The organism is Megamonas rupellensis DSM 19944, from assembly GCF_000378365.1.
In the GTDB taxonomy this organism is placed as follows: Bacteria; Bacillota; Negativicutes; order Selenomonadales; family Selenomonadaceae; genus Megamonas; species Megamonas funiformis.
Map to the genome: position 1 here is coordinate 91288 of NZ_KB899566.1, position 13351 is coordinate 104638.

11 protein-coding genes and 3 tRNA genes are annotated in these 13351 nt (G+C 31.5%); 13 read left to right on the forward strand and 1 reads right to left on the reverse strand.

Annotated elements, in window-relative coordinates:
* The first annotated feature begins 195 nt into the window (after positions 1-195).
* The 5 genes from dnaG (at position 196) to F553_RS0100565 (ending at position 3613) form a co-directional block, all read left to right on the forward strand.
* Positions 196-2010 carry a DNA primase gene (gene dnaG, locus F553_RS0100545; RefSeq protein WP_018998571.1) on the forward strand — a complete coding sequence of 605 codons (1815 nt, stop codon included), beginning with the start codon at positions 196-198 and terminating at the stop codon, positions 2008-2010.
* Positions 2011-2077: 67 nt separating this feature from the next.
* Positions 2078-3217, forward strand: a complete 1140-nt coding sequence (rpoD, locus tag F553_RS0100550) for an RNA polymerase sigma factor RpoD (protein WP_018998572.1) — start codon at positions 2078-2080, stop codon at positions 3215-3217.
* Positions 3218-3355: 138 nt separating this feature from the next.
* Positions 3356-3431: transfer RNA gene (locus tag F553_RS0100555), tRNA-Asn, on the forward strand.
* Between the two features lie 22 nt (positions 3432-3453).
* Positions 3454-3529: transfer RNA gene (locus tag F553_RS0100560), tRNA-Asn, on the forward strand.
* Positions 3530-3538: 9 nt separating this feature from the next.
* A tRNA-Ile gene (locus tag F553_RS0100565) sits at positions 3539-3613 on the forward strand.
* Positions 3614-3674: 61 nt separating this feature from the next.
* Here F553_RS0100565 and F553_RS0100570 read toward each other — a convergent pair.
* Positions 3675-4568 (reverse strand): helix-turn-helix domain-containing protein, encoded by an 894-nt coding sequence (locus F553_RS0100570; RefSeq protein WP_018998573.1) that lies wholly within the window; start codon positions 4566-4568, stop codon positions 3675-3677.
* Between the two features lie 178 nt (positions 4569-4746).
* Between F553_RS0100570 and F553_RS0100575 the strand changes: the two genes are divergently transcribed.
* The 8 genes from F553_RS0100575 (at position 4747) to F553_RS0100610 (ending at position 13350) form a co-directional block, all read left to right on the forward strand.
* Positions 4747-6798, forward strand: a complete 2052-nt coding sequence (locus F553_RS0100575) for a beta-galactosidase (RefSeq protein ID WP_018998574.1) — start codon at positions 4747-4749, stop codon at positions 6796-6798.
* Entirely contained in the window at positions 6791-8023 is a 1233-nt protein-coding gene (locus tag F553_RS0100580) for an oligosaccharide MFS transporter (protein ID WP_018998575.1), read from the forward strand. Before F553_RS0100575 ends, F553_RS0100580 begins: the two co-directional genes overlap by 8 nt.
* Before the next feature lie 142 nt (positions 8024-8165).
* The gene (locus F553_RS0100585; RefSeq protein WP_008538969.1) at positions 8166-8570 is read left to right on the forward strand and encodes a divergent PAP2 family protein; all 405 of its coding nucleotides are present in this window, start codon (positions 8166-8168) and stop codon (positions 8568-8570) included.
* A gap of 136 nt (positions 8571-8706) precedes the next feature.
* Positions 8707-10092: an N-acetylglucosamine-specific PTS transporter subunit IIBC gene (gene nagE / locus F553_RS0100590; RefSeq protein ID WP_018998576.1), complete on the forward strand. Its 1386-nt coding sequence runs from the start codon at positions 8707-8709 to the stop codon at positions 10090-10092.
* 94 nt (positions 10093-10186) lie between these two features.
* Positions 10187-10876, forward strand: coding sequence for a tRNA (adenine(22)-N(1))-methyltransferase (locus F553_RS0100595; RefSeq protein ID WP_033405383.1), 690 nt, complete (start codon positions 10187-10189; stop codon positions 10874-10876).
* The gene (locus F553_RS0100600) at positions 10873-11991 is read left to right on the forward strand and encodes a Nif3-like dinuclear metal center hexameric protein (RefSeq protein ID WP_018998578.1); all 1119 of its coding nucleotides are present in this window, start codon (positions 10873-10875) and stop codon (positions 11989-11991) included. Before F553_RS0100595 ends, F553_RS0100600 begins: the two co-directional genes overlap by 4 nt.
* Before the next feature lie 36 nt (positions 11992-12027).
* Complete coding sequence (thiE, locus tag F553_RS0100605) at positions 12028-12678, forward strand: thiamine phosphate synthase (protein ID WP_018998579.1); 651 nt, start codon at positions 12028-12030, stop codon at positions 12676-12678.
* Positions 12679-12714: 36 nt separating this feature from the next.
* Positions 12715-13350, forward strand: a complete 636-nt coding sequence (locus F553_RS0100610; protein ID WP_008538975.1) for a sugar O-acetyltransferase — start codon at positions 12715-12717, stop codon at positions 13348-13350.
* The last annotated feature ends 1 nt before the right edge of the window (position 13351 follow it).

Consider the following 13351-nt stretch of genomic DNA (forward strand, 5'->3'; position numbering starts at 1 on the left):
ATAATACACTAATAAAGCAGGATATTTAACCATACGTATTGAATAGTATAGATAAAGTCCCTAAAATGTAAATACGAAAAATTTTTAAATAAAATAAAAAAATAAAGCAGGATTTTTATAATTATGTGTAGAATGTATTTACGTTATGGCAAAAATCATCTATAATTAAATAGTTTTATTGAAAGGTGAGTTTATATGCGTACACAAAACTTGCACGATGATTTTGTTGAACAAGTGCGTTCTTCTTCAGATATCTTATCTGTCATCTCAAGTTACGTTCATCTCAAAAAACGAGGTAATCGCTATTGGGGTTGTTGCCCCTTTCACAATGAAAAAACACCTTCATTTTCCGTAGTTCCCCAACAGGGATTTTTTTATTGCTTTGGTTGTCATGCTGGTGGTAATCTATTTAAATTTATATCTCTTATAGAGAATATTTCTTATTATGAAGCCATAAAACTACAAGCCCAAAGATTGAATATTCCTATACCGACTACGAAAAAAAGTGCTGACGAACTCAAACAAGAACAACAAAAAGATTCATTGTTTAAAATACATGAACTGGCGGGTTCTTTTTTTCATAATTGTTTAACTCGTACCTCTCTTGGAGAAGCTGGTAGAGCATACTTTTCTTCTCGCCAAATAAATTCAGATATAATTACGAAATTTAAACTTGGCTTTGCTCCTAACCTTTGGGATAAACTATTTACCTCTTTTACTAAACGAGGCATTACTAAAGAGTTACTTGCTAAAGCAGGTCTAATCACTATAAAAGATTCTGGTAAAGTCTATGACCGTTTTCGCAATCGCATAATCATTCCTATCATGAATGAACATGGTCAAATCTGTGGCTTTGGTGGCAGAATTATCAATCCAAATGATTCTCCCAAATATTTAAATTCACCAGAAACACTTATTTTTAATAAAAGACATTTGCTATTTGGTTTAGATCATGCACAAAAATCAATAAAAGAAAATAACTTCAGTATTGTTGTTGAAGGTTATATGGATGCTATCGCATTACATAGTCATAATATTACTAATGCTGTAGCGTCATTGGGTACTGCATTTACTGCTCAACAATGTAGAAAAATTCTTCGCTATTCACCAAATATATATTTTTGCTATGATAGTGACAATGCTGGGCAAGCTGCTACTATGCGAGCTTTAGCTATCGCTAGCAGTAATGGTGCTAATGTCAAAGTAATCACCATTCCTGATGGCAAAGACCCAGATGAATTTTTACGCCATCATGGTAGCAAAGAATTTTATGCATTAATTGATAAAGCTCTTCCGCTAATGGAATATCAATTGCAATATGTATTAAAATCAACAGACCGCAATACTTTAGAAGGAAAGCTTTTAGCAGTAAACCAATTAATGCCACTTTTAGCTAATATTACAAACACTGTCGAACGCAATGAATATATTATTCGTATATCAAATGTTTTGGGTATAGATGAAGGCGTTATTCGCAGTGATTTGCAACGACAAAATTCGCAAAGAAATTTTAATGCATATGATGTCTCTACAGATAATCTTCCTGGAATAAATTCACGCAAAGCATTCTCTGAAAAAAAAGATGCTTTGACCATGGCAGGAAGATGTATCATCAAAAAAATTTGGCATGAAGCTAGTATTTTAGATTATGTTCTAAATCTTATACCAGCTGAAGAATTTCCCAATAAAATCCATGGAGAAATTCTAAAATATTTAGCAAGTACACTTGCTAATAATCAGCCTTTTACAGATATTGATGCTGCTGAGAAACTAAGTGATACCGCTTATAGTGAACTTTCACATTGTTTAGTTGAAGAATTTACAACTGATGATGACATTCAACTCACTGAAGATTGTCTAAAACTTTTACGTCGTTATTATCTAAATAGTAATTATGAAAAACATCGCCTTTTAGCAGATGAATTACAACGAAATGGCGACAGTAGATTTTTAGAAGAATTAAAAATTAGTCAACAAATACGAATGGAAATGGATAATTTATCCTCGTAGAGCTCCTATAAATCTGGAGACATAAGCCCTATACCTATAATAATAAATTAAGAGGAGGCATGTAATAATGGCTCAATCCAAAAAAAATGTAAAAGCCGTTAAAGATACTAATGCAGCAGCAGCTGCTGCCAGCTTAGACGCAATCAGTAAGTTATTAGATAAAGGTAAAAAAACTGGCGTTTTAACTTACAATGAAATTATGGAATCCCTTCAATCAGTTGACATGTCACCAGATGAAATAGACGAATTATACGATACATTCACCAAACGTGGCATTGACATCATTGATAATGGTAATGATATAGGACCAGATGATGATTCTAATCTCAAAGATGATGAAGATGATATTGATATTGACCTTAGCATACCTGAAGGTATAAATATCGATGACCCTGTTAGAATGTATCTTAAAGAAATTGGTCGTGTTCCATTATTATCTGCTGATGAAGAAATAAAATTAGCAAAACGCATGGAAGATGGGGATCTTGAAGCTCAAAAACGCCTAGCAGAAGCAAACTTACGTCTTGTTGTAAGTATCGCTAAACGTTATGTTGGTCGTGGCATGCTCTTTTTGGACTTAATCCAAGAAGGTAACTTAGGCTTAATAAAAGCTGTTGAAAAATTCGATTACAATAAAGGCTACAAATTTAGTACTTATGCTACATGGTGGATTCGTCAAGCCATTACTCGTGCTATTGCCGACCAAGCTCGTACTATTCGTATTCCTGTCCACATGGTTGAAACCATCAATAAATTAATTCGCGTATCTCGTCAACTTCTCCAATCCTTAGGACGTGAACCAAGCCCTGAAGAAATAGCAAAAGAAATGGACGTAAGTGTAGATCGTGTACGTGAAATCATGAAAATAGCTCAAGAACCAGTATCTTTGGAAACACCTATCGGTGAAGAAGAAGATTCTCATCTTGGAGATTTCATCGAAGACCATGATGCACCAGCTCCTGCTGAAGCAGCATCTTTTGTACTTTTAAAAGAACAATTAGAAGATGTTCTTGATACTTTAACTGAACGTGAAGAAAAAGTTCTTCGCCTTCGCTTTGGTTTAGATGATGGTCGTGCTCGTACTTTAGAAGAAGTAGGTCAAAATTTTGGTGTAACACGTGAACGTATTCGCCAAATTGAAGCAAAAGCACTTCGCAAACTTCGTCATCCTAGCCGTAGTAAAAAATTAAAAGATTTCTTAGAATAAGCTTTGTTTAAAGCCTATTTATTGCTTATATAAATAGGCTTTATAAATTTTTTAAAAAAGTTTATAAAAAAATATAAAAAAAGTGTTGACAATATAGTTAATAATGTATTATAATAATTTCCGTTGGTGATGAGACATTCCTCGATAGCTCAGTTGGTAGAGCAATCGGCTGTTAACCGATCGGTCGTAGGTTCGAGTCCTACTCGAGGACCCAATTTCTAACAAGATTGTAAGATTCCTTGATAGCTCAGTTGGTAGAGCAATCGGCTGTTAACCGATCGGTCGTAGGTTCGAGTCCTACTCAAGGAGCCATTTTTATTTGGGCCTATAGCTCAGCGGTAGAGCCCCCGGCTCATAACCGGTTGGTCCCTGGTTCGAATCCAGGTGGGCCCACCACTTAATAAAGATGATATTAAACCTCCATATTTTATGGAGGTTTTTTTTGTTATCTATTTACTCAAAACCATTTATCATTATTTTTTCTAAATTGTTCTTTTCTATAATTATCAGGAGAAATACCTACCCATCTTTTAAATTGCCTAGAAAAACTGGACATATTCTGATAACCTAATGCTAAACTTATATCATTTATTGATAATTTTGGTTTTAATAACAAAAGCTTTGCTTTACTTAATTTTAAATCCGATAAATATTTTCTTGGCGATACCCCAAAATATTTAGTAAATACTCTTGTACCATATCCTTCACTTAAACCAATTTTACTCATAATATTATACACTAATATATTTTCATCAATAAAAATATTACTATTTAAATACGCATGTATCTTATCATTTAAACCTTTTTTTAAGTGTTCTGCTATAACTTTAGCATAATAACTTTGATTTATATTTGAATTTTTATATGTTCTCTTTGATAAATCATACATATACATTAAAAAATTAGATAATATCATTTGTATCTCCATTTTTATACAAAAAGAATCCTGCTCCACATTTATTAATGAGATTAAATTTTGTAAATATTTCTTTATTTCTATATTAGGTTTAGTTTTATTTTGATAATAAGTATCACTCTGAATAAGAATTAATTCAAATACAGGATCATCTATATCAAAATGAAAGCAAAAATACTCCATACTATCTATACACTTTATAGTATGTTTTCTTCCAGGTGGAATAATTAATATGTCTCCTTTTTTCAAATAAATAGTATCTTTTTCCATAATAATTTCTTCTATTCCATCTATAACATAAATACACTCAAACGCTTTATGTTCTTCTATAGGTACCTTCCAATTTTTATCTACCTGTTGATAATGTGCTCCAAAAAAGCAAATATTCCAATCAAATACTGGTAATAATTTTGCTTTTTCTAAAAAATTTATCATATTTTTCTCATCTCCTAAAGTCAGATTTGGTAAAATTTTTTCTTTATTTGGTAATTTATTAATTAATTAAAATTCTCTATAATATCAACTATAATAATAAAAAATTAAATCTAAAATAAGTCATAAAAGGATATATTTTTATAACTTAAATTTTTAAAATTATTTTTAGGAGAATATTATGCAACAAAAAAATTTATATTATGGCGTAGCCTATTACTATGAATATCTTCCTTATGATAGGCTAAATGAAGACATTCAAATGATGAAAAAAGCTAATATTAATCTAGTTAGAATTGGTGAAAGTACATGGAGTACATATGAACCACAAGAAGGAGTATTTGATTTTTCTTCATTAGAAAAAGTTCTAAAAGCGATGAAGGCTGCTAACATTAAAGTTATTGTTGGAACACCTACTTATGCAATACCTACATGGTTAGCCAAAAAATATCCTGAAGTTATGCTTCGTGATTTAAATGGTACTAAAAAATATGGTGCTCGTCAAATTTTCAACTATAATCATCCTACTTTTCGATATTTAGCAGAACGTATCATTCGTAAAATAGTAGAAAAAAGTTTTAACTATAGTAATGTTATTGGATTTCAAGTAGATAACGAAACTAGACATTTTAATATGAGCAATGATGATATTTATATTGCATTTCAAAAATATTTAAAAGAAAAATTTCATAATGATTTAAATAAACTAAATTATGAATTAGGATTAAATTATTGGAGTAATCGTATCAATGCCTGGGAAGATTTTCCTCCTATAAATTCTACTATAAATGGTAGCTTAGCTATTTTATTTGAAGAATTTAAACGTTCTTTAGTAAAAGATTATTTATCTTGGCAAACCAAAATAGTTAATGAATATAAAAAACCTCACCAATTTGTAACTAATAATTTTGATTTTGAATGGAGACAGCAATCATTTGGTATTAATGCTGAAGCTAATCATTTTGATATCTCTAATTGTTTTGATATTACTGCTGTTGATATATACCATCCATCTCAAGATGATTTGACTGGTATTGAAATTGCTTTTTGTGGCGATTTTGCTCGTAGTACAAAAAACAAAAATTATATAGTAATGGAAACCGAAGCTCAAGCCTTCAGACATTGGACACCATATCCAAATCAATTACGACTACAAGCATTTAGTCATATTGCTTCTGGAGCTAATACTGTTGAATATTGGCACTGGCATTCTATTCATAATAGTTTCGAAACATATTGGAAGGGGCTATTGAGCCATGATTTCCAACCTAATCCCATCTATAACGAGTCTTGTATTATAGGAAAAGAATTTAAATTATTAAGTCCCTATTTAGTTAATACTACAAAAAAAAATAAAGTGGCTCTTCTTGTAAGCCATAATTGTTTATCTGCTATTGATTGGTTTCCATATAAAGGTCGTCTATTTGATAAAACAGAAGAACATCAATATAATGATATCATTCGTGCTTACTATGATGAACTTTACAAACTTAATGTTGAAGTAGATATTATAGAATTAGGTACAAAAAAACTCAATAACTATCAATTTATCATTGCTCCATCTTTATATTCTATTAGCGATGAAGACCTTATTACTTTAAATGACTATGTAAAAAATGGTGGAATTATTTTATATTCTTTCCGTTCTGGATTTAGTAATGAAAATGCAAAAGTTCGTACATGTGTTCAACCTGGTATCATATCAAAAGCCTGTGGAGTAGAATACAATATGTTTGTTGAACCTCAAAATGTTACTATTAGTGGTATAGACGAATTATCTTCCATATTTAATGAACCTATACTTTATTGGATGGAATTATTAACACCAACAACAGGAAAAAGTTTAGCTAAATATAATCATCAATATTGGGGAAAATACTCAGCTATTACAGAGAATAAATTTGGCAAAGGAACTGCTTATTATGTAGGTACTTATCTAAATTCTAATAGCATAAATAAATTACTTACTTATATTTTGAAAATTAATAATCTTTGGACTAATAGACAAAATCAAGTTTTTCCTATTATAAATAAATGTTTAAAAAACTCTGATAAATATATTATTGAATTTTATTTTAACTATTCTAATAATAAACAATCTGTTATTTTTAATGGAGATAAATCTTATTCTTTATTAACTAATAAAATAATTAATAATAATGATATATTTACCCTCAACCCATGGGATTTTAATATATTTATTACTAATAAGAAGGTGACTGCTAATGAATAAGCTATTACAAGAAATAAAAGATGAAAATATGCATTTTTGGGGATTTGCAGGAATAAATGTTATGTATTTCTCCATTTGGTGTATTATTGCTTGGTATTTAACATTATGGATGGAAGAAGTAGCTAACATTGATAGTATCTATGCAGGAATTATTTTTTCTATTATGGCAGCCTCTTCTTTAGTTTTACAACCTTTTTTTGGTATTATTTCTGATAAATTAGTCTTTAAAAAACATCTAATTTTAACAATTTCTATTCTAGGAGTTTTTATTGGTCCTTATTTTCAATACTTATTTTTAGATTTATTATCTATAAATACTTTTTTTACAATTACTTTAACAGGAATCTATTTAGGTTTTATCTTACATGGTGGTTCTGCTGTTGTAGAACAATATATTCAACGAGCTGCTCTAGCTAATAAATTTGAATATGGACATGCTCGTATGGGTGGCTCTGTAGCTGCTATGTTATCAACATTAATTGCAGGAAGATTATTTATTTGGCAACCATATGCAATATTCTGGGCTTGTTCTATTTGCGCATCAATCATGACTTTAATTCTTATTTTTAGTGCTAAAGTTAACAGTGATAATATTGCAGCAGCTGGAAATATATCCAATAAATTAGATATAAAACAATTTTCTAAAGTTTTAAAAATGAAAAATTTTTGGATATTATCTTTATTTTTTATGGGTTCTTCTGCTATTTATGATGTAGTAGATCAACAATTTATTATATTTTTTAAATCTTTTTTTAAAAGTGCTGATGAAGCAACTTTAACTTATAGTTATGTAGGTTCTTTTAATAGTATCCTAGAATTTATTATTATGATTCCTATGCCTTATATTATAAATAAAATTGGTGCTAAAAATGGATTGATCTTAGCTGGATTTGTTGCTGTTTTACGTATAGTAGGCAGCGCACTAGCTCCAACTTGGTATACTGTTATATTTTTTAGATTGCTTGCTGGTTTAGAAATGCCTTTACTATTAATTTCTATAACTAAATATATTGCTAACTCGTTTGATATTAGATTTTATGCTACTGTATATGCTTTGTCTGCTAATTTTTCCAAACAAATTTCTGTATTTATAATGTCTTCAATAGCAGGAGGACTATATTCTACTATAGGCTTCCAATTAACTTATTTATTAATGGGTAGCATTGTATTTCTTATTACAATATTTACTATGATATTTTTAAAACCCATAAAAAATAAATATTAATTAAAATTTTAAAAATCTATATAAAACCTCAAAATAAATAAAAATATTTTATCTTGAGGTTTTATTTTTTTTACATAAAAATAATCAAATCTTTGCTATAATTTAATTATCTTAAATTATTTTTAGAAAACCAGGTGATTTTATGCAGTCTTGTATGATTTTTGTTCCTTTTATTGGTTGGCTTGTAGCAGTTATCATAAAATTTATAACTAATTACATTTACTATTCTACTTTGGATTTGAAATTATCTTTCAGTAACGGTGGTTTTCCTAGTGTACATACGGCTACTATAATTACCACTACAACTTATATCGGCTTTTATGATAATTTTAATTCTCCATTATTCATCTTAGCTGTAACTATTGCTTTTATCATTATGATTGATGCAACTCATCTACGTCGCTCTATTGGTAAACATGCCTCTATTTTAAATCACTTAACAGGGAAGGCAGACCTCCATGAAAAAGAAGGTCATACTTATTTCCAAGTCATCAGTGGCGCTATTATTGGTATCCTTACAGGATACATTCTCTATAATTTTTTCTGAAGTTGTAATATTGACGTGAAATAAAATTTATAGTATATTATGGGCAAGTAAAAGTTTGTTTTTATATACTATAAATTTCTTTTTATTGAGAAAATTCGAACTTTTATGCTAAAATTTTATAGGAGGAGATACTATTATGTCCAGTTGGTTTTCCAAACTTCAAGCTGTAGGTAAAGCGTTAATGCTTCCTGTTGCCGTTCTTCCTGCTGCCGCTCTTTTACTTCGTTTAGGAGCACCTGATGTCTTCGACATTCCATTTATTACTCAAGCAGGTGGTGCTGTTTTCAATAACTTAGCACTTATTTTTGCCGTTGGTATCGCTGTTGGCTTAGCTAAAGATAACAATGGTGCGGCAGGTCTTGCTGGGGTTATTGGCTATTTAGTATTAACAGAAGCACTCAAAGCTATCGATAAAGATTTAAATATGGGTGTTCTCGCTGGGGTTATTGTTGGTATTATTTCTGGTATACTTTACAATAAATTCTACAATATTAAATTACCAGAATTCTTAGGTTTCTTTTCAGGCAGACGTTTCGTTCCGATCGTTACTGCTGCAACATTCGTTGTTTTAGCTCTTATTTTTGGTATTATTTGGGGTCCTATTCAAAACTTTATTCATAGCATCGGTGAATGGATTGTTGGTGCTGGTGCTGCTGGTGCCTTTGTCTATGGTGTATTAAACCGTTTACTTATTCCTGTTGGTCTTCATCACATTCTCAACTCTCTTGTTTGGTTCGTATTTGGTTCTTACACTAATCCAGAAACAGGCGTTACTGCAACAGGCGATTTAAATCGTTTCTTCGCTGGTGACCCAACTGCTGGTGTATTCATGGCTGGTTTCTACTTTATCTTTATGTTCGGTGTTCCTGCTATCGCACTTGCAATGTACAGTGCTGCTAAACCAGAAAATAAATCAAAAGTTGCTGGTATGATGTTCTCCATCGCTTTCACAGCTTTCTTAACTGGTATCACTGAACCTGTAGAATTCACTTTCATGTTCTTAGCTCCTGTTCTTTATGCATTCCATGCTGTTATGACAGGTATTGCTCTTGCAGTTGCTAATATGTTTGGTATTTTACATGGCTTTGGTTTCTCTGCTGGTCTTATCGACTATGTATTAAACTATGGTCTTGCAACTAAACCTATCTTAATCATTCCAATCGGCTTAGTATTTGGTATCATTTACTTCATCGTTTTCAGATGGGCAATCGTTCACTTCGACCTTCCAACTCCTGGTCGTTTTGAAAATGAATCTGACAACGAAGCTATTGAAAATGCTAACCCAGATGAATTAGCTCAATCCTTTATCGATAAATTAGGTGGTGCTGATAACTTAACTACTATCAGCTCTTGTATCACTCGTTTACGTTTAAATGTTAAAGATATTGATAAAATTGATGAAGCTGGTCTTAAAGCTCTAGGTGCTGCTGGTGTTATCAAAAAAGGAAATAGCGTTCAAGTAATTGTTGGTACAAAAGCTGAAGCTGTTGCTGACGATATGAAAAAAATTGCTAAAAAATAATTAAATATTAATAAAAAGCTGGTTCAATATAGAACCAGCTTTTTTTGTATCTATTATCATGATATCATATATTTAATCAATTTATTTTAAGGAGATGATTTTTTTGTCTTTAGGTGCTAGATTACAAACAGTAACAAAGTTCGTACCTCATGGTAGTGTCATTGCTGATATTGGCACTGACCATGGTTATTTACCTATAGAATTAGTAAAAACTGGAAGATGTTGTAAAGCAATTGCTGGTGATGTAAACGAAGGCCCTTATTTAGCAGCCAAACGTTCTGTACGCAATGCTTCATTGATGAATAAAATCGATATTCGTTTAGGTAGTGGTTTAAAAATTCTTCAACCTAACGAAGTAGATATTGCTATATTTTGTGGTATGGGCGGAAATCTAATGGTTCAATTATTACAAGATTGCCCTGAAATTGTAAATTCTTTAAAAGGTTTAATCTTACAACCACAACAGGGATTTACCGCTCTTAGAAAATATCTTTACAGCATAGATTGGCATATCGAAGATGAAGCTATAGCCAAAGAAGATGGTCGCATTTATCAAATAATTTATGCTAAACCTGGAAAACAAGCTTTACCTACTGAACTTGAGCTTGAAATAGGGCCTGTATTAAATCGCACTAGACCTACTTTATTTAAAGAAATGATTGCTGAATTTATCGCCAAAGCCAATCGCAGTTTAAACGGCATGGCAAAATCTGAGACTGCTAAAAATACTGCACATTATCATCAATTACAAACTTATGTAAAAGCTTTGGAGGAATTATTATGATTAAATGTCAAGTTGTAGTTGAAGCTATGGATAGACTTGCCCCACGTTGCCTCGCTGAAAATTGGGATAATGTAGGTCTTTTGATAGGTAATCCTGCTCAAGAAATCACTAAAATTTTGACTTGCTTAGATGTTACAGAACAAGTAATTGATAAAGCTATCTGTGAAAATTATAATATGATAATTTCTCACCACCCATTTTTATTTAAAGGTATAAAAAAAATTGCTACTGATAAACCTCTTGGCAGAATGCTCCAAAAAATTCTCAGTAACAATATCGCTATCTTTGCTGCTCATACAAATTTAGATACTACTTATGGTGGTGTAAATGATGTTTTAGCTCAAAAACTTCAACTCACAGAAGTAAAACCACTCACTATTTCTTACCGTGAAGAAATTTTAAAATTAGGAGTCAATGTTCCTAGCGATTATGCTGATGCTGTTCGTGAAGCTTTAGCTAAAGCGGGAGCAGGTGCTATCGATAATTATAGTGATTGCTCCTTCACTTATAATGGCACAGGATATTTTAAACCTCTTGAAAATTCCAATCCTTTTATCGGTCAACAAAATAAGTTATCCAGTGTGCAAGAAGTTCGCATAGAAACCATTTTACCTAGCAAAATAAAAAATCGTGTAATTAAAGCTATGTTAAAAGCTCACCCTTATGAAGTTCCTGCTTGGGATATCATTCCTACAGAAAATGTTTATCACGAAAATGGACTTGGTCGCATTGGTAAACTCGCTAATCCTATCACACTTGATGAATTTGCTCAACGCATAAAACAAAGTCTTCCTGGTGATACATTCCGCTATGTAAAAGGAAATGACAAATTAGTAAAAAAAGTAGCCCTTTGCTCTGGTGCTGGTGTTGAATTTTTAGATAAAGCTGCTATGCAAGGTGCTGACACTTATATAACTGGTGATGTTAAATATCATGAAGCACAACATGCTCAAGAATTAGGTATAAATATCATTGATGCAGGTCATTTTGGCACAGAATTGCCTATAGTTGAAACTTTGGCTCAATACTTACAAGAAGAAAATATTAAACAAAAATGGCAAATAACAATCACTGCTGATAATGACGCAACAGATGTTTTCACTACTATAAAATAAAAAATAAAATTCTATATTTAGAAAAGAGGTCTTTCCATGCGTAAAGGAATGGAACATTTTATCAACAATCCCATCTATACTATAACTGCTGAAGCAATGTCTAACGGTCGCAATAATATTGAAGTTGTAGGCAAAATGCTCGAAGCTGGCATTAAATTTATTCAATATCGTGAAAAAGAAAAACCTGCACTTGAACGCTATCAAGAATGTATGCAATTAGTAAAGATGACTAAAGAAGCTGGTGCTATATTTATCATTGATGATTTTGTAGACCTTGCTATGGCTGTAAATGCTGATGGTGTGCATATTGGTCAGACAGATTTACCGCCTCAAGTAGTTCGTCAATTAATTGGCGAAGATAAAATCTTAGGTCTTTCCACTCATGAAGAAGCTCAACTTCAAAAAGCAAATGAACTTGGTGATATTATTGACTATATCGGTGTAGGCCCTGTCTATGCTACACAGACAAAAAAAGATGCTGTACCTGTTGGTTTTTCCTATGTAGATTATGCTAGTAAATATGCTAAACATCCATTTGTAGCCATTGGTGGTATCAAAGAACATAATATCTGCGAAGTCGCTTCTCATGGCGCTAAAACATTCGCTATTGTATCTGAAATTGTCAGTGCTGATGATATCGTAAACAAAATAAAATCTATTGAAAAAACATTACAGAATAAATTATAATTTAATATAGTAAATTAACGAGCGGGAGATGATTCTATGCGTTTAGAAGAACAAATGAAATCTGGATTACTTTATCGTGAATATGGTCACAAAGACCCTGTTGACCAAGAATACGAAAAAATTATTGAAAAACAACGTGTAAATGCTAAAGAAATGATGTTTGATTTCAATAATACTCGTCCTAGTGATATGGAAACAAGAACTAAAATTCTCAAAGAATTATTAGGTTCTGTAGGAAAAGGTATCTATCTTGAACCACCTGCACATTTTGCTTATGGTTGCAACACTCATATCGGTAAAAATTTCTATGCAAACTTTAATTTCCAAGTTGTAGATGACTGTGAAGTATTCATCGGCGATGATGTTATGTGTGGTCCAAATGTATTACTTTGTGTAACAGGTCACCCATTAGACCCTGAATATCGCCTTGGTGGTACTCAATTCTCCTTGCCAATTCATATCGGTAACCGTGTATGGCTTGGCGCTGGTGTAATGGTTATGCCTGGTGTTACAATCGGTGATAACTGTGTAATCGGTGCAGGTAGTATCGTAACTAAAGATATTCCAGCTAATAGCTTAGCTTATGGTTCTCCATGCAAAGTAATACGTGAAATCGGCGAATATGATAAAAAATATTTCCGCAAAGATGTTTTAGTAAATGATTTTAAATAAA